This is a genomic window from Neisseria iguanae (genome assembly GCF_003013245.1).
GTDB lineage: Bacteria > Pseudomonadota > Gammaproteobacteria > Burkholderiales > Neisseriaceae > Neisseria > Neisseria iguanae.
This window is the reverse complement of the sequence record NZ_PXYY01000045.1, coordinates 1-19,212: the sequence shown is the minus strand read 5'-3', so window position 1 is coordinate 19,212 and position 19,212 is coordinate 1. Positions and strand designations below refer to the sequence as shown.

Here is a 19,212-nt window from a genome sequence, read left to right as displayed (position 1 = left end):
GTTACCAATACCGGTGGCCGGCGTGGTTCTGGTTGATATGGGCTGTGAAAAACACTTCCGTGTCCGTCACGCAGATAACGGGTTTGCCGGAGGGGTTCGGCATATCAGCGGAATGGGGTCATTTTGGACTTATGCAAAAAAAACAGGCCGGTTGAATTTAACGGCGTATCCGGACGGACGTTTTATTGGCACCTGGAAGAAACGGGATTCCACTTTAATCACAGACATGATGACCTGTATGCAATTTTATTGGAAATGTTACGGAATATGCCGTTGGATTAGATTTGCTTCCTAGGCTCCAATATAAGGCCGAAGCCGTCTGAAAATAATGCTTTCAAACGACCTTAAGGTTGTTATCAACGTGAAGCATCAAAGCCGCTGTCTTCAATTGCTTTAATTAAGGCAGCGACATTGGTTTTGGCCGCATCAAATTCAATCACAGCATTTTTGTTTTCCAAGCTCACTTCGGCTTTGGCAACACCGTCGGTATTTTCCAAAATACGGATAACACTTTTTACGCAGCTGCCGCAGGTCATGCCTTCTACGTTTAAGGTAATGCTTTCCATGATTTTCCTTTCTTTCACCCATTAGATGTCAGATGACAGTAAATATAAACCTTACCATAGGGGCTGGGTCAAGTATTTTTTCAGACGCTCCGGGATCTTTGTAAAATCCCTGTCTTTGGTGCATTTTTGGGTTATGCGTTGCTCGAAAGCTTACCTATCTTTGTAATATGTCTGCGTTTTCTGTGCTCTAACTTCGAACTACGCTCAAATCTGTTTTTTTGCAAAGGTCCAGGACTATGTTCCTAAAGGCCGTCTGAAACATTTGAAATCAAATGAAATGTGTTGATTGTTATCGTTTTAATTATTGCATGAACAGAGTAGAATACGCGCCTGATTTTGATAGGGAAGAGTAAGGTTATGTCGGCGGCAAAAGAGAAGAGGCAATGGCTGAGCGTGTTGGCTTTGGCGGTGGGGGCGTTTATTTTCAATACCACCGAATTTATGCCGATTGCGCTGTTGAGTGACATCGGCCAAACCTTCGGCATGGCTTCGACTGAAGCCGGTATGATGCTGACCGTGTATGCGTGGATTGTGGCTTTGCTGTCACTGCCTTTAATGCTGGTAACCAAAAATTTTGAACGCCGCAAACTGCTGCTGATTTTGTTTGCCTTGTTTGTGGCCGGGCATGTGTTGTCGTTTTTTGCATGGAATTTCGGTGTGTTGTTGGCCGGCCGGATTTGCATTGCCTTAACGCATGCAGTGTTTTGGTCGGTCACGGCTTCCTTGTCCGTTAGGGTTGCGCCGCAAGGAAAAAGCACGCAGGCGTTGGGTTTGCTGAGTACCGGTACGGTGATGGCGATGGTGATGGTGATGGTGATGGTGATGGTGATGGTGATGGTGATGGTGATGGTGATGGTGATGGTGATGGTGATGGTGATGGTGATGGTGATGGTGATGGTGATGGTGATGGTGATGGTGATGGGTATTCCGTTGGGAAGGGTGATTGGTCAGTTTTATTCGTGGCAAATCAGTTTCTTGTTGATTGGCGTTTGCGCCGCGGCGGTGATGGTGGTGTTGGCGAAAACCCTGCCTTTGCTGCCGAGTGTGAATTCCGGTTCGTTAAGCAGCCTGCCGTTGCTGGTGAAACGCAAAAACCTGATGTTGCTTTATGGTTTTACCATTCTGATCGTGACTGCGCATTTTACAGCATATAGCTACATCGAGCCGTTTATACTGCAAATCGGCGGCTTCAAGCCGGAGCAGGTTACGATTGTACTGGGTTTGTATGGAGCGGCCGGTTTTGTCGCTTCGTTTGTATTCGGCAAATGGTTTGCCAAGTTTCCGCGCCAATTCTTTATCGGCGCAGCTGCCCTGGTGGTGTTGGTGACGGCGTTACTGTGGCCGTTTGCTGGTTCGGCATGGGTAATTTATCCGCTGTGTTTTGTGTGGGGCATTGCCATCAGCGTGGTCAGCTTGTCGATGATTGCCAAGGTATTGAATTTTGCTTCCGATGCGACCGATGTCGCTACGTCGATTTATTCGGGTTTGTATAATGTTGGCATCGGCGGTGGCGCACTGCTTGGGCATTATGTCACCGTTTGGCTGGGCCTAGGCAGCATTGGTTTTATCGGAGCAGGCACGGCATTGCTGGCAGTGGTATTGGCTTATGTATTGATTAAACGCGATGATTTTATGAATAAATTAGTTTGAAGATAAAACAAACAAAGGCCGTCTGAAAAATTGTTTTCAGACGGCCTTTAGTAATTTGCCAGCTTATTCGGCTTTCAAACCGACAATACACTGACGGCCACGGGCTTCAAAGGCAGCGGCGCCACCGAGCAGCTCCAGCTGTTCCTGTGCGCTGATTTTGCTGAACGATTGGATTTGCTTTTCGCTGAGTTTTTCCAAAGGTTCGTCCCATATGCACACGCAGTAATCACCAATCACTTGTCCGCCTTTGCCTTCCAAGCCGTGGGCTTTTAAATCGGCCTGCCATTTGTCGGCAAACGGAATGTTTTTCACACACGATTCGATAATCGCCTGTTTGGCTTTGGGTTTGGATAAAGCGCATTGTGATAAAAAGAAAAAGCCCAGCAGCAAAGCCATGATAATCCATGCCCAAATGCGGATGGTGCGGATTTTGGCCTTGGCTTTTTTGGTTTTCGCCGCTTGTTCTTCAGGGGTTAACGGTTGCTCAGCCATGCAGATTTTCCATGCGGATCATGGTAATCGGCGTTTCCACGCAATCCAATTGTTCAATGGCGGTGGTGGCGGCTTTGATGTTTTTCTCAATCGTAGTGTGGCTCAGAATCACGATTTCAGCGGTGGTTTTGTTGATGACGCCTTTTTGAATCAAGGCTTCGATGGATACGCCTTGTCCGGCCAGCAGGCCCGTGATTTTACCCAACGTGCCCGGTTTGTCTTTGGCCTGAACGCGCAGGTAGTAGCTGCTGGTGATTTCGTCCATCGGCAGAATGGTCTGCGCTTTTACCCTTCCGGGTTGGAAGGCCAAATGCGGTACGCGGTTGGCCGCATCCGCGCCTAACATGCGGCAGATGTCGATGATGTCGGCCACGACGGCACTGGCCGTGGGTAATGCCCCTGCACCTGCGCCGTAATAGAGTGTCTCACCCACCATATCGGCATTGACGCGCACGGCATTCATCACGCCGTTGACATTTGCCAGCAGGCGGCTTTCCGGAATCAGGGTCGGATGCACGCGCAATTCGATACCTTTGTCGGTTTTGCGGGTGATGCCCAATAATTTGATGCGGTAGCCCAGCTCTTCCGCGTATTTGATGTCACGGCTGTCAAGTGTGCTGATGCCTTCCAGATAGCAGCTGCCGAAATCGACGGGTGTGCCGAAAGCCAATGCGCTCATGATGGTGATTTTATGGCCGGCATCGTGGCCTTCGATGTCGAAAGTCGGGTCGGCTTCGGCATAGCCCAAGGCCTGCGCTTCTTTCAAAACATCGGCAAACGCGCTGCCTTTTTCGCGCATTTCGCTCAAGATGAAGTTGCTGGTGCCGTTGATGATACCGGCAATGGATTTGATGTTGTTGGCAGCCAAACCTTCGCGCAGGGCTTTGATAATCGGAATACCGCCGGCTACCGCCGCTTCAAATTGCACCATCACGTTTTTCGACTCGGCCAATGGGAAAATTTCGTTGCCGTGTTCGGCCAGCAGTTTTTTATTGGCGGTGACAACGTGTTTGCCGTTTTCAAGGGCTTTTAAGACTGCATCTTTAGCAATGCCGGTACCGCCGAACAATTCGACCACTACATCCACGTCATCGCGTTGTACCAACTCAAAAGGATCTTGTACAAAAGCCGCATTCGGCGCAATTTCGGCTGCTTTTCCGGCACTTTTGTCGCACACGGCAGCGAGCCGCACGTCACGACCCAGACGGCGGCTGATTTCTGCGGCATTTTCCTGCAAAACGGTTGCGGTGCCGCAGCCTACTGTACCTAAACCTAAAAGACCGATATTTACTGGCTTCATTGTGTCTCCTTGTTGAGCCGAAATTTTTAATAGCGTAAACTGTCGCACACGGAATGCAGCCTCAAATCTAAACAGGCGCGGTGCAGATGTAAATTTGTTAATGCTACCCGAAATTGCCTGTTTTTGCACCTTTTTTAAAGAATCTCCGTTTCGGAATAAAATTATGTCATGATTGATTTTTAACAATGAATCATGCCGTCTGAAAGCAAATTTAAACCGGTTGCACGAAGTAACAGCAAAAACCTCTTCAAAAATGACTAAAAAACAAGGATAACAATATTATGCTGATTGAAGAAAACACCGCCCAAACGGCTGCCGCCATCACTGCATACCGCCGCGGTGTGATTGAAGCAGGTGGGCAGATGTGGCATCAACCGATTGTTTTAAGATCAGATGTAATTACGTTGATGACAGATAAAAGGCCGCCTGAGTCACAAATCAGCGATTTTTTTCAGACGGCGTCATAAGACGAAGCTTTGCCTGAAGTGATTATTGCCGGCACCGGAGTAAAACAAGAATTTATCCATCCGAAAATCATCGCCGAAGCCCCATCACGCGGTATCGGCTTAGAATGCATGAGCACTGCTTCGGCTTGCCGTACGCTGGTATTATTGCAAGGTGAAGGCCGCAGCGTGTGGGCATGGCTGTGGCCGTAAGTGATAAAATCAAACAACAGGCCGTCTGAAAGCAAGAACCTATTGCTTTCAGACGGCCTGTTTCCTTTAACATCATAATACGATTAATAATGAATCACGCTGCGAATCGATTTTCCTTCGCGTATTGAATCAAAGGCGGTGTTGATGTCTTCCAAAGGCATGGTGTGGGTGATGAAATCGCTCAAAGCAAATTCGCCGCGGATGTATTGGCCGATGATGCCCGGCAATTCGCTACGGCCTTTTACACCGCCAAATACCGGGCCGCGCCATACGCGGCCGGTTACCAATTGGAACGGACGGGTTGAGGTTTCCGCACCGGCAGGTGCCACACCGATGATGCTCCCGTCCCAGCCTTTGTGGCAGCATTCCAAAGCCGCGCGTATCACTTCGACATTGCCGATACATTTAAAGGAGTAATCTACACCGCCGCCGGTCATCTCGATAATCACCCCTTGAATCGGGTGGTCGAAATCTTTCGGGCTCACGAAATCGGTGGCACCGAGTTTCTTCGCCAGTGCAAATTTAGACGGATTGGTGTCGATACCGATAATACGGCCTGCGTCACTCATGCGTACGCCAATCACCGCTGCCAAACCGATGCCGCCCAAGCCGAAAACAGCCACGGTATCGCCGCGTTTGACTTTGGCTGTGTTCATGACCGCACCCATGCCGGTGGTGGCGCCGCAACCGAGCAGACAAACTTCTTTCAAATCGGCTTCCGGTTGGATTTCGGCTAAGGAAACTTCGGTAACATCTGCTGGCAGGCTTTAGTTAGGTTGGCAAAAACCGCTTTTAAACGGCTTTGTGCCGTTACTTTTAGCAGCATGGAATAAAAAGCACGGCTGTATCGGAATGTACGGCGCAGCGTTCCGCAACGCTGTTCCACGACATAACGCATTTTTGACAACGGATTATTTCTTTCCTGATTCCACTTCGGTTAACGGGCGACGGTGTATTCAGAGAATGTTGATGTGCCCATGCAGTGATAAATCGGCCGGCTGTCTTTGAAAAAGCACACCGTACCATCCGGTATCAAACCTTTGCCCTGCGTGGTGCGGACAGCAGGACACAGATTGGTTTTGCCGGAGGTACAGAATTTGCATTTGCCGCATTCGGCGGTGTAAAGCGGAATCACATGGTCGCCGACGGCAAAATCGGTGACGCCTTCGCCGACCGCTTCGACAATGCCGGCACCTTCATGTCCCAAGACGCATGGGAATACGCCTTTGGAATCTTGTCCGCTTAAAGTATAAGCATCCGTGTGGCAAACGCCGGTCGCCACAATGCGCACCAACACTTCGTCTTTTTACGGCGGCATTAAATCCAATTCTTCGATTTTTAAAGGTTCGTTAGGCTTTCAGTCAATGGCGGCGCGGGTTTTGATGAAAATTTCATGATTGGCCCTTTCTGTTGTGGTGATCCCGAACATTGTAACCGATATAGCCGCATACCATGTTTTCAGACGGCTGTTCGAGAGAAATTCCGCTATAATGTACGTTTTGAACAAGATATTTGTATCATGAAACACATCCACATTATCGGAATCGGCGGCACTTTTATGGGCGGCGTGGCAGCCATCGCCAAAGAGGCGGGATTTCAAGTCAGCGGCTGTGATGCCAGGATGTACCCGCCGATGAGCACCCAATTGGAAGACTTGGGCATTGCCGTTCATGAAGGCTTTGATGCCGCGCAGCTGGATGAATTTCAAGCTGATGTGTATATCATTGGCAACGTTGCCAAGCGCGGCACGGATGTCATCGAAGCCGTGTTGAATCGCGGCCTGCCGTATATTTCCGGCCCGCAATGGCTGGCGGAAAACGTGTTGCACCACCATTGGGTGTTGGCCGTGGCCGGTACGCACGGCAAAACCACCACCGCTTCCATGCTGGCTTGGGTGTTGGAATATGCAGGTTTGGCACCGGGTTTCCTGATTGGCGGCGTACCGCGAAATTTCAGTGCTTCGGCACGTTTGCCGCAAACGCCGCGCCAAGATTCGGACGGCAGGCCGCTGTTTTTCGTGATTGAAGCCGATGAATACGACACCGCGTTTTTTGACAAACGCAGCAAATTCGTCCATTACCGTCCGCGCACCGCGATTTTGAACAATATCGAATTTGACCACGCCGATATTTTTGCCGATTTGGGCGCGATTCAAACCCAGTTTCATCATCTTGTGCGCACCGTGCCTTCAGACGGCCTGATTGTCGCCAACGGCCGTGAAAAAAGCATTCGTGAAACTTTAAACAAAGGCTGCTGGACGGCGGTCGAATCCTTCGGTAACCAAGCCGGTTGGCAAGTCGGCAGGGTGGACGAACAAGGTAGCTTTGACGTGTTTTTCAAAGAGGAAAGAGTCGGCCGCGTGATCTGGACATTATCGGGCGAACACAACCGCATGAACGCATTGGCCGTGATTGCTGCCGCACGTCATGCCGGCGTCGATGTTCAGACGGCTTGCGAAGCTTTGGGACAATTCAAAAATGTGAAGCGCCGCATGGAAATCAAAGGTACGGTTAACGGCATTACCGTTTACGACGACTTTGCCCACCACCCGACCGCAATTGCCGCCACCGTGGCCGGTTTGCGCCAAAAAGTTGGCCGTGCACGCATATTGGCTGTATTGGAGCCGCGTTCCAACACCATGAAACTCGGCACCATGAAAGCCGTGCTGCCCGAAAGTCTGCGCGAAGCTGACCAAGTATTCTGTTATGCCGGCGGTGTCGATTGGGACGTAGCTGAAGCGTTCGCGCCATTGGGCGGCAAACTGTACGTCGGCCAAGATTTCGATGCCTTTGTCGCCGAAATTGTGCGGCAGGCGCAAAGCGGCGATCAGGTCTTGGTGATGAGCAACGGCAGTTTTGGCGGAATTCATGATAAATTACTGGCAGCGTTGGAATAAGAGCTGTTGGAAGAGGCGGGATTGTTGGCACTTTTTATGCGGAACAGCTGTTGTTTTCTGCCGAAGCGATTGTTTGGGGATTTTTTAGTATTATCAGGAACTGTCCGGCTTTGCCATCTTTTCGGCATTCCTGGCAACATGCAGCAATCCCCAAACGGGTCTTCAAGGTAAAAGCAAAAAATGCAAACCACGCCGGCATTTCCTACAGCTTATGCTGTACAACCGTTACAGACCCGAATGCCGGCAGCATCACCGCCGGTAACGCAGTTGTCAACCGCAACGGCGTAACGATTACCGCACCAACCGCAGCCAATCCGCAAAATACTGTGTATATCAGTCCGATTGGTCTGAATAACGGCGGCGACTTCCCAACCCGTGTCGGCGGCTATGTGGGCATAGGTGCAGGTTCGTTGACCTATGGTAATGTCATCAAGGCCGTCTGAAAAGTGTGATGCTTTTCAGACGGCCTGTTTTATTCATGCATATGCATCAAACGAATCAAAAAATATGCCATCATACATTGATGGCGATATATAGTTGATTCAAATTGAATCAAGACAAGGCGGCGTGCTGCAGACAGTACGCTTAGTACGGCAAGGCACGGAAACACAGTATTGGTTTAATTTGAATCGAGTATAATTTATGACAGGATTCCAATCATGATGATGGCGGTTTAAAATCGGAAGCAGAAATGAAAATTTACAATGCGGAACAAATGCGTGCAGCCGAGCAAGCGGCGGCGGATAAAGGAACATCATTTGAACAATTGATGGAAAATGCAGGGCAGGCTGCGGCAGCGGACATTTTGCGGCGTTGCATCAATCCGCAAAACGCATTGGTGGTATGCGGTAAAGGTAATAATGGCGGCGACGCCTTGGTGATTGCCCGGGTATTGCAACAGCACGGCTGGCAGGTGGATATTGCTTTGGTGTGCGGCAACCATTTATCAGGCTTGGCAGAACTCAACCGGAAACGCTTGAACGGTTTATCCCACATCACTTTTCTTGACGGCGGAGATTTATTGGATCGTCTGAAAAAAGAAAACGTTTACGGTGTGGTGATTGACGGCATATTTGGTACGGGTTTCGGTGGAAAATTACCGGGAAATATCGTTACACTCTGCCAAGCCTTGAATGATTCAGACAGCCTGAAAATTGCTCTGGACATACCCACAGGTTTGAACGGCGACACGGCAGAATGTGACGAACATGCTTTTCGCGCCGACACTACTTATGCTTTTGGCGCGTGCAAACCGGCACACATGGGTGAATCAGCAGACGCAGTCTGCGGCGAAGTGGTGTGTTTGGATATTGGGATAGACTGAAAGTATCAAGCCGCCTGAAAACGTTTCAGACGGCCTTAAGCAACCGGGCCGGCCAAATTCTCAAGGCTGTCGATACAAAAGAGCCGGAAAACATGTCACGCCATGGCATCAAAGACCGCACGCCAGCGCTGTGCCTTGCCTGCCTAAACCGAACCCTTCCTAATTGAAAAGCCGGAAAACGTGGTCAGGCTGCCGGGAAAACCGGTCATCAAGTGCAGCTTCTATATTGCGGCTGGCGAACCGGTTCGGCACATATCCCGATGAGCAATACGCCTATCCGGCCGGCAGCCAAAGGGTCGAACGAAAATGATGTGGCAATATAGGTAAAATAAAGTCCCAAAAACCGGCGGATGCCGACACTGCACCGATGGCCGTAAGCAAAAGAAAAACGGGGGATATTTTTCCCTGAAGGCCGTCTGAAAATTACCAGATTTGGTTGGTAGGTTTTAAATAGCGGTTGTCGTCAAAGGTATTGAGCCACTGCGGCCGTAAAGCGACAAAAATCGCGGTAGTAATGCCGCTTAAAAAAGCTTCTGCCCAAGCAATCAGGATAAAAACAGGCAGGGCGGTCGACCACAACACTTCGCTCGGGAAAGCAGCGGCCCAATCCAAGACCGAAACCAACACCAAACCGGTAAACAAAATGCCGGCAGCCGAGCCGATGAATCCGTTGATGAAAATAAAAACAAACAGATTGGCAGGCAATAAATTAACCAAACGGCGAAACAGTAAATTCACTGCGACGGGCGGCAGCAGCAAAGCCAGCGCATTGATCGGGTACGCCTGCCAACCGCCGCCAAACAGCCAAATATAAGGGAAAAGCAGCAATGCACCCAACCAAAAGGCTGCTGAGGCGCCAATCATGAGCGCGACCAGATTTACCGCCAGCAAATGATAACTCATACCGGCAAGCTGGCCGTCGTCGGGCGTGGCATTCAAAAGCCATGCCGTGGTCAGAATCAAGATGGCCAAAGCCACGGCAGAGCAGTGCGCGGCAAATACTTTGAAGGCAGGTTTGGCGCACATGGCGAGCAGGACGGCCAAGAGCAGCCATGCCGTAATGGAAGCGGCAGAAGAAAACCACCCGGCTTGAAAAATCATAAGGAATACAGGCCCAATATTCAGACGGCCGTATTATACGCTGAATCGTTAAAATATTGTGCCAATAGTGGTTTGCTTATTCTTTTTAATACAGAAACACGATAAAATAAGCGCCTTCGCAGTTGAATCGGATATGAAGGTTTCGTATGTTGTGGACAGTGTTGGTTTTTCTTCTGTTATGCGCCATAGGCGGTTTGTTGTGGTTCCATTACCGGCAAGATCAACAGTGGCGTCAGGAGCTCGGGTGCATGGAAAACGGCGAGGGTAGGGTGTTGGACGAATGGGCGCAATACGCCCAAAACCCGGAAGAAGCGCAAATCGCGCATACATTCGGCCGCCAAGCCAAGGCCGCTTGCGGTAAAACCGTCGCCCGTTTGCGTTTGCTCGCTGCGCAGCACCATGCACCGGAACCAACGGATAATGAAGCGCAAGAATTGGAGTATGTGAATGATTCTTCAGCATTTTCCGAGCAATATTATCATGAAGCCGAATTAGAACATGCCGCTGGAGAAGACGGAGTTCAACGCGAATTTCATCAGCATACCCATCAACAAGCCAACCAAGCCGGACAGCCGCTGGCCGAAGCGCAAGAGTTCATCCGTCCGGCGCGCCCGTCCAAACGTTTGTCTGACGTGCCCGATCCGGTCATTGTCCCGTTTGAAGAAACAGAAATTCCCGAGTATGTGCCGCGTAAAGTGCAGGGTGCAGTCTTTGAAGAAATTACTCTGGAAGATGCCACACGCTCCTTGGGTGAAGCCGTGTTCCAGGAAATGACCGAACAAAAAAGTGCCAAAACACAGATTTTCCCTGGGCAGCCATCCGTTCAGACGGCCTCATACCAACCTTCTCGCCGCCCGCGGCAAGACTTGGAAGTGATTGATTCGAATGACCCTGCTTTGCGTCGGACGCGTGAACGCGTGTTGGCGAAAGTGGAGGAAATCCACATCAGCCCGGCTCAAAAGCCGCGCATTGAATCTGCACAAAATGCCTTGCGCACGGTGGAGCAGGAAACCATTCCCATCAAAGACATTCCGAGCCGATGGGATGAAATCGATGTAGAAAAAATCCACTCGAATCTGGCGCACCAAACCGCCGCCTGCCGCCGCTTGGCCGCTGCAGTGGCACCGATTCGAGATTATCAGCCGGCCATCATTCAAGACGATGAAATCTTGGCGAATCTGTCTCAAAGAAGATCGCCGTCCAATCGCCGCGTACAGCCGATCCGTCGCATTGATACCAGCACGCGCGAAAGCGTGATTCCCGATTCCGTGGTAGTTGAGAAAAGCAGCGCAGTGGTGCAACCTGCCAAACCGGCACCGAAAACGTCGTGCTTTCAAAGCAATGAAGCCTTTATCGCCCGTCCGCCTGCGCCCAATGCCACTGTGGTCGAGCCGCCTGCCGTGCCGAAAGTCGATCCGTTGCCGGTGAAGATTTCCGAGCCGCCAAGCTTCAAAGAGCCGCCTTCATTGACGCTGCCCGAAGTATCGGTGAACGCGCATGTGAGCAACCGTCCCCTACGTTCATTGCAAGATTTTTTAATCAGCGAAACAGAAGACATCATCACCGAGCTGGGCCCTTCTATTCAGACAGCCTTGGATGAAGCGACAGTATCCGTGTTCGAACGGCGTGTGTATCGGACTGAAAGCGGGCTAATGCCGTTTGAAAATCCGTACGATGAAGCAGCGGATTCATACGAATATACGGCGGTACAAAATGAAATAAATGATACCCCCCCCTTGCCGCAGTCTGAATCTGCCGACGCCAATGACATGCCTGTGGCGCCTGTATCCGCCGCAACGAATCATTCAATCAGCCAAACAGTGCGTGCGGTTCACCAACAAACGGCTATGCCGTCTGATGCACGTTTGCCGAGCGTGGATTTGCTGTTGCCGCCGCAATTTGACCCAACTGCAACCCAAACCGAAGAAACCTTGATTGAAAACGGCATTGTGATCGAAGACAAACTGGCCGAGTTTAGAGTGAAGGTCAAGGTGGTTGATTCTTATTCAGGGCCTGTGATTACACGTTACGAAATCGAGCCGGATGTAGGGGTACGCGGCAATGCCGTGTTGAACTTAGAAAAAGATCTGGCACGCTCTTTGGGTGTGGCTTCTATCCGAGTGGTCGAAACCATTCCGGGCAAAACCTGCATGGGCTTGGAATTGCCGAATCCGCGCCGCCAAATGATCCGTCTGAGCGAGATTTTCAATTCCCCAGTGTTTACCGAGTCGAAATCCAAATTGACTTTGGCTTTGGGTCATGACATTACTGGCGAACCGGTAGTAACTGATTTGGCCAAAGCACCGCATTTGCTGGTAGCCGGTACGACCGGTTCGGGTAAATCGGTAGGTGTGAATGCGATGATACTTTCCATGCTTTTTAAAGCATCACCGGAAGACGTGCGCATGATTATGATTGATCCGAAAATGCTGGAATTGAGCATTTACGAAGGTATTCCGCATCTGCTCGCGCCGGTAGTGACCGACATGAAATTGGCTGCCAACGCGCTGAATTGGTGTGTCAACGAAATGGAAAAACGCTACCGTCTGATGAGCCATGCCGGTGTGCGTAATTTGACCGGTTTCAACCAAAAAATTGCCGAGGCCGCCGCGCGTGGCGAAAAAATCGCCAACCCGTTTACACTCACGCCGGACAATCCGGAATATTTGGAAAAGATGCCGTTTATCGTGGTGGTGGTGGATGAGTTTGCAGACCTGATGATGACTGCGGGTAAGAAAATCGAAGAATTGATTGCCCGCTTGGCACAAAAAGCCCGCGCTGCCGGCATTCATTTGATTTTGGCCACCCAACGCCCGAGCGTGGATGTAATTACCGGCCTAATCAAAGCCAATATCCCGACCCGCATCGCGTTTCAGGTTTCCAGCAAAATCGACAGCCGCACCATCCTCGACCAAATGGGCGCGGAAAATCTTCTGGGTCAGGGCGATATGCTGTTTTTGCCGCCGGGCACCAGCTATCCGCAACGTGTTCATGGCGCGTTTGCTTCCGACGATGAAGTACACCGCGTGGTCGAATACTTGAAGCAATCCGGCGAACCAGATTATATTGAAGAGATTTTGAGCGGCGGCAGCGACGAGTTGCCGGGTATGGGCAGCCGCAGCGACAGCGACCAAGACCCGATGTATGATGAAGCTGTTGCCTATGTGGTGAAAACGCGCAAAGCCAGCATTTCCAGCGTACAACGCCAATTGCGTATCGGCTATAACCGCGCGGCACGTTTGGTCGAGCAAATGGAAGCCGACGGTATTGTGTCGCCGGCTGAATCCAACGGCAACCGCACAGTGTTGGCACCGAGCAGCAGTCATTTGGATTGAGATTTAAATAAATCCGGAGCCGCCCGCAAATATGTGAGTAAAATATTTGCGGGCGGTCTGGAATCTTAATCACATCCAACCCGTCTGAATCCGTCATTATCAGGGCAGGTCCCTATAATGGCTGGTACCGTTTCGTGGTTTCAGTCTGAGTTTTGCAATGGTATCAGCTTTTGTCCGGACAAATTTTTTTCAAGAACATATTCTAAATTCCAGGATGTGTCCTCATTTTGTCTGCATCGCAGATTTTCGAGCAGAAAAGTGCTTATGCGGGGCGATACTCAAAGAGGGCAGTTTTACACGCCGCGCCGGTAAAACCGGCCGGCGCGGCAAGGTCGGCGTACCTTGCGCGCATTTTCAGTACGACAGACGGTTTTTTATGCCGGAAAGATGCCGCATGATGAAATGAGGAGACGCCCTAAAAAGTCGGATCATATAAGCAAGATGCCGTCTGAAAAATGGATCAGACGGCATTTTAATTAAAGAGCAAACCTTACTGTACACCATTTTGCTTGGCTTCCAAGCGTTCCCATAGTTCCAGTTTGTCTAAAAGCAGCATTTCGATTTCTTCCGCACGTGCTTGCAATGTACCGGCTTTTTCATAATCTTTGAAAATTTCCGGATCGGAAAGCTGCGTGTTCAATTCGGCTTGTTCGGCTTCCAGTGCGGCGATTTCATCAGGCAGGGCATCGAGTTCGCGCTGTTCCTTGTAAGATAGTTTGACTGCTCGGTTGGCTTTCGGTTTTTCTTTGACTGGTTCGGCAACGGCTTTAGGGGCTGAGGCTGCCTGGAGGGTTTGCTCGCGTTTTTTGGCATCGAGATAGTCTTCATAGCCGCCGATGTATTCTTTCAGACGGCCGTTTCCCTCAAATACAATGCTTTGGGTAATCACATTGTCGAGGAACATACGGTCGTGACTCACTAAAAATACCGTGCCTTGGTAATCGCGCAAGAGTTCTTCCAACAATTCCTGCGTGTTGATGTCCAAGTCGTTGGTCGGTTCGTCCAACACCAAGATATTGGCGGGTTTGGTAAACAGTTTCGCCAGCAACAGACGGTTGCGTTCACCGCCTGAGAGTGAAGAAACGGGTGATTGCGCGCGCGCAGGGTGGAACAGAAAATCTTCCAAATAGCTCATCACATGGCGTTTTTTGCCGCCAATTTCGACAAAATCATTGCCTTGGCCGAGCGTGTAAAATACAGTGTCGTTTTCATGTAACGCGCTGCGAAATTGGTCGAAATAGGCCACTTCTTGTTTTGAACCGATGCGGATACGGCCGTAAGTCGGTTGCAGTTCGCCCAAAATCAGCTTTAAAAAAGAGGTTTTTCCGATACCGTTGGGGCCGATTAAGCCGATTTTGTCGCCACGCTGGATAATGGCAGAGAATTTGTCTATGATCACGTTGTCACCGTATCGGAAGGATGCGTGTTCTAATTCGGCGATGATTTTGCCGCTTTTCTCGCCGCTGTCGAGCTTGAAATTGACTTGGCCTTGCACGCTGCGGCGTTCGGTACGCTGGCGGCGCAATTCTTCCAAACGCCGCACACGGCCTTCGTTGCGTGTGCGGCGTGCTTCAATGCCTTTGCGTATCCACGCTTCTTCTTGCGCGTGGAATTTGTCAAACAAGCGGTTGTGTTCGGTTTCTACCGCCAATTCTTGTTCTTTTTTTTCGCTGTATTTGGAGAAACTACCCGGATATGAGCGCAGTGTGCCGCGGTCGAGCTCGACAATCCGTGTGGCGACATTATCCAAAAAACGGCGGTCGTGGGTAATCACCACCAAGCTGCCTTCAAAGTTTTTCAGCAGGTTTTCCAGCCAGATAATCGCATCGATATCTAAGTGGTTGGTCGGCTCATCAAGCAGCAACACATCGGGTTTTTGCACCCAAGCCTGTGCCAAGGCTGCGCGCTTTTTCTGGCCGCTGGAAAGATTGCCGATTTGTTCGTTTTCCGGCAAACCCAATTCGCTGATGGTTTGTTTCACTGCTGCATCGAGTTTCCAACCGTCTTGTGTTTCGATTTGAAGCTGTAATTCATTGAGTTCTTTCAATAAACCTTCATCGCTGCCGCTTTCGAGCCGATGGCTGACTTGATGATAGCGTCCCAACACGCCGCGCATTTCGCCCAAGCCTTCGGCTACAATGTCGAATACCGTTGCCGTGTTATCGAAGAACGATTCCTGTGGGACATAAACGATTTTCAGGTTGTTTTGCACAATAATCTGGCCGCCATCCAGCTTTTGCACGCCGGCCAGAATTTTCAAAAGCGAAGATTTACCCGCACCATTACGGCCGATTAAACCGATTTTTTCGCCGCTGTCGAGCTGGAAAGCGGCTTTGTCCAATAAAGCGACATGGCCGACGGCGAAAGAAGCGTTTTCAACTTGCAGAATATTCATAACGGTAGCGGTAAAGTGACAGAAAGGGCGTATTTTAACTGATTTTGCAGCAGTTTATAAGGTGAAAGGCCGTCTGAAAAAAATGTTTCAGACGGCCTGTTTTATTGCTAATAAAATCTGATTGGTGATCAATCGGGATCCCGATAAAAGAAAAAAAGCCTTGCCCGTTGTCCCTTGATTCTTGCCGCTTCGCATCCAATGCCTTAATGCGAACCAATGGCTAAATTTAATTTGTAGGAATTACGCTCGGCACGATAATGTCCGCCTAATTTAGCCATTTTCATTCTCCAAATAAAAAAGCCTCCGAAGGTGCTGTCAACGAAATCTAGCGATTGCCGGTATTAATAATTTAGCACGATGCTTTTCCCGGTAGGGAGCTCCCCAGTGGAAAATTGTTTAGTTTCTGCAAAAAAATCATGGCCATCATTTACATATTCAATTAATTTCTCATCAACGTCAAACAAACGCAAACGCCCGCGAACCGGCTTAAGCTTAACCTGACGAACATTATTCAAAAACCAGCCATACATACCCTGCTCAATTTCATCTACAAATGCTTTATCACAATTTTCTGGCGTATTCTCCAACCGTCAACGCCATCGTATTTTTAGCGTCTGACGTTTGCCCGTTTATGACCGGCGTGATTTTTCCTGTGGACGGCGGTTATACGGCTTTTGTAGAGCTTGGCTTTTGTGTCGGAACTCAAGCTATAAATCATATTGAATATTGATGCCGTCTGAAACGACTTGTAAAAGTGCGGTTCAGACGGCATTTTGTTTTACTTAAACAGATTATACCGCCTGAAAACATTTCCCTGCCAACCAAGCCCCCAAGTCGTCCAACTCTTGTGTTACCACTTCATGTCCCATGCTATAGCGGTGCAAATCCAGTTCGTGATTTTGGCTTAACAGATGATAGCCAGCCTGACTGTGGGCAAAGGGAATGGGTTGGTCGTTGTCGCCATGAGCGATAAAAATCGGTGTGTTGCGGTTGCTGTCGGCTTGTTTGTCTTGCCACACGGCAGGCAGGGGCAGATAGCTGGACAGGCTGAATAATCCTGCCAATCTTTGGGGATACAGCAAACCGCCGAGCAACGAAATCGCCCCGCCTTGCGAAAAACCACCGATTGCTATGGTATGCGGAGCGATGCCCCTTTGTATCAGCTCATCAACCAAACCTTGCACATAAGCTGCCGATTGCAAAATGCCGTCTGCGTCTTCGTTTCGGGTGAAATTATCGCCGTTCAAATCATACCAAGCCGTTACCCGTTGTCTGCCTGCCCACGCTACCGCACGCACGGGGGTAGTGGGCAACACAAAGCGGGTGTCAGGCAGATATTGCTGTAAATAATGGGCGATTGGTACAAAGGCTTGTCCCGATGCGGTCAAACCGTGCAGTAGAATTACTGCACTTTGTCGGGCGGTAGGGTTGATGATAATCGGGGTGGGTTGGTGGGTGGTCATCAGCTTTAATCCTATTCAATTTAGCAACCATCAACGCCGCACATTGCACCGCTGTCGGCTTGATTTTCTGTTGGTTTTTCAGCTTGATTGTCTTGCAAAATCTGCGTCAAAACCTGCACAAAACCCTGCGTAGAATTTGCCCCTGTCACGCTGTACTCATTATTCAGCACAAAAAACGGTACACTGTACACGCCATTTGCGTGGGCTTGGTGTTCATCATTCCGCACTTCTGCCGAATATTGTTCGCTGTCTAACATGGCAATGACTTCCGCCTTGTCTAACCCTGCATGATAAGCCACATCAAGCAAGGTTTCACGGTTGGTAAGCTCTTGATTTTTAGTGAAATAGGCATCAAATAACCCTGTGATGACTGCTTGATAAGCGGTTTTGTCGCCTTTGGCAAAGGCAAATTTGGTTAGGCGGTGTGCGTCAAAGGTGTTGGTGTACAGCGTGGACGCATAACGAAAATCAATGCCTTCGGCTTTACCAAGGGTTTCAATCATCTGGATTTTGCGGGCAGCCCCTTCATGCGAAAGCCCGTATTTTTTGGCAAATCTGTCCACCGTTGCCCCTACCGAATGACGTGCGGCGGCAGGGTCAAGCTCAAAACTTTTCATTTCAATTTCTACTGTGTCTGCGATGCCAAGTTGTGCCAATGCTTTGTGCAGGCGGGTTTCGGCGATGTAGCAATAGGGGCAGGCGTAATCTGACCAATAGGTGATTTTCATAGGAATACCTGTTAAAATTAGAACGTGTTCGAATATTATAAAACAAACCACCCAGATGTCAAGTATTTATTAGAACATGTTCTAATAAATATCGCTTTTGTTCTATTTTTATCTTATATAATAAAAAGAAATTTCAAGGAGTTATAATGGTCATTACCATCAAACAGCAAGCCCAACGCCAAGCCATCATCACCGCCACCGTAGCTCTGATTGAACAAAACGACATAGACAGCCTGACCGTCCGCCAAGTGTGCAAGCAGGCGAATATTGCCACAGGCACGTTTTATCATTATTTTCAGAATAAAGACGAGCTGCTGTTGTCGTTTATCATGGAGTCGTCTTTTGATGATTTTGTGCTGCACACACCACTTGACGACATCGGCGGACGCATTGGCGAGCTGTACTGGATTTTGATTGATAAATATTTGTCGTTCGGCAAAGGGTTTATACAGAGTTTTTATACCCCGGGCAACCGTGCGTTGTCGGCTTATATGAGCCAAACAAGAGGACAGTTTTTGGCAGGCACGGTGATGGCACGCTGTGAAAAGGAATTGCAAGATGCCAAAGATAAGCAGATTCTCCAAGCCGATAGTGATGTGCATGAATTGTCGGTGGATATTTGTACTTTGGTGAAGGGGCTGATGTTTGAGTATTGCTTAAGTGATGATGAGATGAATCTGCGTCAAACGCTGGATAGGATGATTGGGCGGTATTTGGCTGGGGTGATTTGAGCAACCTGATGCCGTCTGAACGCCTCAATCGACGCGTTAGCTGTGATCAAGTATAGCGAAAACCTTACTCTTGATTCGGATTGGGCGGAGTGTAGTTGTCAATCGCCAGCGCGTAAGGGCTCATTTCGTCGGCAATCGGGTCGAAACCGCCGTCTGCGCCGTCGGCGGTGGCATTCAGGGGGCGGTAATCGGACACGCCTAGAATTTGTTCAGATTGTTGGCCGGTTGTGTGGCATTTTGGAAAATTTGCTGTTTAACTGACATGCCCCATTTTTTGCCTTCGGGAATGATATCTGCCGGCTCTATGGTACGGATGGCAACACCGCACAAAGTTTTAAGTATATTGACTATCATTCATTGAGGCAAGATGAAGGAAGACTTGGTATATCGCGGACGCTACTTAAAACAAGGGGCTGACGCAGATTAGCCCCAAACACCACACCATTGCCGCAGCATTTCAAGCTGCCCGGACGGTGTGCCGAAGTCAAAGCGGAACCCGCATTCTTTCAGGAACAGCAGGCAAGATTTACGGCCAACCTCATTGTATTTGCGCAAGACGCACTTCGCCCGGTCCC

At 49.6% G+C, this 19,212-nt stretch carries 17 protein-coding genes and 6 pseudogenes; 9 read left to right on the top strand and 14 right to left on the bottom strand.

All coding sequences use genetic code 11. The features are described from left to right. Window positions 1–282 (top strand): annotated as a pseudogene (locus C7N83_RS15240) (hypothetical protein); the annotation flags it as partial. Window positions 283–356: 74 nt separating this feature from the next. Here the strand turns inward: C7N83_RS15240 and C7N83_RS07990 are convergent. After that, window positions 357–566, bottom strand: coding sequence for a heavy-metal-associated domain-containing protein (locus tag C7N83_RS07990; protein WP_106741865.1), 210 nt, complete (start codon window positions 564–566; stop codon window positions 357–359). A 357-nt stretch (window positions 567–923) separates the two neighbouring features. Here C7N83_RS07990 and C7N83_RS15990 point away from each other — a divergent pair, with 357 nt between their 5' ends. Continuing rightward, window positions 924–2,216 carry a sugar efflux transporter gene (locus C7N83_RS15990; protein ID WP_106741864.1) on the top strand — a complete coding sequence of 431 codons (1,293 nt, stop codon included), beginning with the start codon at window positions 924–926 and terminating at the stop codon, window positions 2,214–2,216. A gap of 63 nt (window positions 2,217–2,279) precedes the next feature. Here the strand turns inward: C7N83_RS15990 and C7N83_RS07980 are convergent, their stop codons facing one another. Further along, on the bottom strand, window positions 2,280–2,708 hold the full coding sequence (locus C7N83_RS07980) for a hypothetical protein (RefSeq protein ID WP_106741862.1): 429 nt from the start codon (window positions 2,706–2,708) through the stop codon (window positions 2,280–2,282). Continuing rightward, a complete protein-coding gene (locus C7N83_RS07975) occupies window positions 2,701–4,008 on the bottom strand; it encodes a homoserine dehydrogenase (protein ID WP_106741861.1) in 1,308 nt (435 codons plus the stop codon). Before C7N83_RS07975 ends, C7N83_RS07980 begins: the two co-directional genes overlap by 8 nt. Window positions 4,009–4,289: 281 nt before the next feature. Here C7N83_RS07975 and C7N83_RS07970 point away from each other — a divergent pair, with 281 nt between their 5' ends. Then, a complete protein-coding gene (locus C7N83_RS07970; protein ID WP_106741859.1) occupies window positions 4,290–4,475 on the top strand; it encodes a hypothetical protein in 186 nt (61 codons plus the stop codon). 18 nt (window positions 4,476–4,493) lie between these two features. Further along, entirely contained in the window at window positions 4,494–4,664 is a 171-nt protein-coding gene (locus C7N83_RS07965) for an MTH938/NDUFAF3 family protein (protein ID WP_425437504.1), read from the top strand. An 83-nt stretch (window positions 4,665–4,747) separates the two neighbouring features. Here the strand turns inward: C7N83_RS07965 and C7N83_RS07960 are convergent. Together C7N83_RS07960 and C7N83_RS07955 are read right to left on the bottom strand one after the other, a co-directional pair. Next, a pseudogene (locus C7N83_RS07960) lies at window positions 4,748–5,416 on the bottom strand (zinc-binding dehydrogenase); the annotation flags it as partial. A gap of 194 nt (window positions 5,417–5,610) precedes the next feature. Then, window positions 5,611–6,000, bottom strand: a pseudogene (locus C7N83_RS07955) (alcohol dehydrogenase catalytic domain-containing protein); the annotation flags it as partial. 183 nt (window positions 6,001–6,183) lie between these two features. Here C7N83_RS07955 and mpl point away from each other — a divergent pair. The 3 genes from mpl (at window position 6,184) to C7N83_RS07940 (ending at window position 8,884) form a co-directional block, all read left to right on the top strand. Next, window positions 6,184–7,560, top strand: a complete 1,377-nt coding sequence (gene mpl, locus C7N83_RS07950) for a UDP-N-acetylmuramate:L-alanyl-gamma-D-glutamyl-meso-diaminopimelate ligase (protein ID WP_106741856.1) — start codon at window positions 6,184–6,186, stop codon at window positions 7,558–7,560. A gap of 110 nt (window positions 7,561–7,670) precedes the next feature. After that, the gene (locus C7N83_RS07945) at window positions 7,671–8,003 is read left to right on the top strand and encodes a hypothetical protein (protein WP_146135116.1); all 333 of its coding nucleotides are present in this window, start codon (window positions 7,671–7,673) and stop codon (window positions 8,001–8,003) included. A gap of 248 nt (window positions 8,004–8,251) precedes the next feature. Then, window positions 8,252–8,884, top strand: coding sequence for an NAD(P)H-hydrate epimerase (locus C7N83_RS07940; RefSeq protein ID WP_106741853.1), 633 nt, complete (start codon window positions 8,252–8,254; stop codon window positions 8,882–8,884). Window positions 8,885–9,307: 423 nt separating this feature from the next. On the opposite strand, the gene C7N83_RS07935 is transcribed toward C7N83_RS07940, so the two are convergent. After that, a complete protein-coding gene (locus tag C7N83_RS07935; protein WP_106741851.1) occupies window positions 9,308–9,985 on the bottom strand; it encodes an energy-coupling factor ABC transporter permease in 678 nt (225 codons plus the stop codon). A gap of 146 nt (window positions 9,986–10,131) precedes the next feature. Here C7N83_RS07935 and C7N83_RS07930 point away from each other — a divergent pair, with 146 nt between their 5' ends. Further along, window positions 10,132–13,320, top strand: coding sequence for a DNA translocase FtsK (locus C7N83_RS07930; RefSeq protein ID WP_106741850.1), 3,189 nt, complete (start codon window positions 10,132–10,134; stop codon window positions 13,318–13,320). 490 nt (window positions 13,321–13,810) lie between these two features. On the opposite strand, the gene C7N83_RS17000 is transcribed toward C7N83_RS07930, so the two are convergent. The 6 genes and pseudogenes from C7N83_RS17000 to C7N83_RS07910 all read right to left on the bottom strand — a co-directional run bounded on the left by C7N83_RS17000 (window position 13,811) and on the right by C7N83_RS07910 (window position 17,906). Continuing rightward, window positions 13,811–14,224, bottom strand: a complete 414-nt coding sequence (locus C7N83_RS17000; protein WP_425437503.1) for an ATP-binding cassette domain-containing protein — start codon at window positions 14,222–14,224, stop codon at window positions 13,811–13,813. Between the two features lie 96 nt (window positions 14,225–14,320). Next, a pseudogene (locus tag C7N83_RS16995) lies at window positions 14,321–14,815 on the bottom strand (ATP-binding cassette domain-containing protein); the annotation flags it as partial. 15 nt (window positions 14,816–14,830) lie between these two features. Further along, window positions 14,831–15,715, bottom strand: a pseudogene (locus C7N83_RS16990) (ABC-F family ATP-binding cassette domain-containing protein); the annotation flags it as partial. A gap of 341 nt (window positions 15,716–16,056) precedes the next feature. Continuing rightward, complete coding sequence (locus C7N83_RS14770) at window positions 16,057–16,302, bottom strand: hypothetical protein (protein ID WP_170064854.1); 246 nt, start codon at window positions 16,300–16,302, stop codon at window positions 16,057–16,059. Window positions 16,303–16,506: 204 nt separating this feature from the next. Then, on the bottom strand, window positions 16,507–17,178 hold the full coding sequence (locus tag C7N83_RS07915) for an alpha/beta hydrolase (protein ID WP_106741845.1): 672 nt from the start codon (window positions 17,176–17,178) through the stop codon (window positions 16,507–16,509). Between the two features lie 20 nt (window positions 17,179–17,198). Beyond that, window positions 17,199–17,906, bottom strand: coding sequence for a DsbA family oxidoreductase (locus C7N83_RS07910; RefSeq protein WP_106741843.1), 708 nt, complete (start codon window positions 17,904–17,906; stop codon window positions 17,199–17,201). Window positions 17,907–18,052: 146 nt separating this feature from the next. Between C7N83_RS07910 and C7N83_RS07905 the strand changes: the two genes are divergently transcribed. Further along, window positions 18,053–18,637 (top strand): TetR/AcrR family transcriptional regulator, encoded by a 585-nt coding sequence (locus tag C7N83_RS07905; protein ID WP_106741841.1) that lies wholly within the window; start codon window positions 18,053–18,055, stop codon window positions 18,635–18,637. A 64-nt stretch (window positions 18,638–18,701) separates the two neighbouring features. Here the strand turns inward: C7N83_RS07905 and C7N83_RS16615 are convergent, their stop codons facing one another. Next, window positions 18,702–18,833 carry a hypothetical protein gene (locus C7N83_RS16615; protein ID WP_281256756.1) on the bottom strand — a complete coding sequence of 44 codons (132 nt, stop codon included), beginning with the start codon at window positions 18,831–18,833 and terminating at the stop codon, window positions 18,702–18,704. Window positions 18,834–19,060: 227 nt separating this feature from the next. After that, window positions 19,061–19,212, bottom strand: a pseudogene (locus C7N83_RS07900) (IS1595 family transposase); the annotation flags it as partial.

Excerpts from the sequence above, each read along its gene's own strand:
- C7N83_RS07990 (WP_106741865.1), bottom strand. The coding sequence starts at position 566 with ATGGAAAGCATTACCTTAAACGTAGAAGGCATGACCTGCGGCAGCTGC.
- C7N83_RS15990 (WP_106741864.1), top strand. The coding sequence starts at position 924 with ATGTCGGCGGCAAAAGAGAAGAGGCAATGGCTGAGCGTGTTGGCTTTG.
- C7N83_RS07980 (WP_106741862.1), bottom strand. The coding sequence starts at position 2,708 with ATGGCTGAGCAACCGTTAACCCCTGAAGAACAAGCGGCGAAAACCAAA.
- C7N83_RS07975 (WP_106741861.1), bottom strand. The coding sequence starts at position 4,008 with ATGAAGCCAGTAAATATCGGTCTTTTAGGTTTAGGTACAGTAGGCTGC.
- C7N83_RS07970 (WP_106741859.1), top strand. The coding sequence starts at position 4,290 with ATGCTGATTGAAGAAAACACCGCCCAAACGGCTGCCGCCATCACTGCA.
- mpl (WP_106741856.1), top strand. The coding sequence starts at position 6,184 with ATGAAACACATCCACATTATCGGAATCGGCGGCACTTTTATGGGCGGC.
- C7N83_RS07940 (WP_106741853.1), top strand. The coding sequence starts at position 8,252 with ATGAAAATTTACAATGCGGAACAAATGCGTGCAGCCGAGCAAGCGGCG.
- C7N83_RS07935 (WP_106741851.1), bottom strand. The coding sequence starts at position 9,985 with ATGATTTTTCAAGCCGGGTGGTTTTCTTCTGCCGCTTCCATTACGGCA.
- C7N83_RS07930 (WP_106741850.1), top strand. The coding sequence starts at position 10,132 with ATGTTGTGGACAGTGTTGGTTTTTCTTCTGTTATGCGCCATAGGCGGT.
- C7N83_RS17000 (WP_425437503.1), bottom strand. The coding sequence starts at position 14,224 with ATGTTCCTCGACAATGTGATTACCCAAAGCATTGTATTTGAGGGAAAC.
- C7N83_RS07915 (WP_106741845.1), bottom strand. The coding sequence starts at position 17,178 with ATGACCACCCACCAACCCACCCCGATTATCATCAACCCTACCGCCCGA.
- C7N83_RS07910 (WP_106741843.1), bottom strand. The coding sequence starts at position 17,906 with ATGAAAATCACCTATTGGTCAGATTACGCCTGCCCCTATTGCTACATC.
- C7N83_RS07905 (WP_106741841.1), top strand. The coding sequence starts at position 18,053 with ATGGTCATTACCATCAAACAGCAAGCCCAACGCCAAGCCATCATCACC.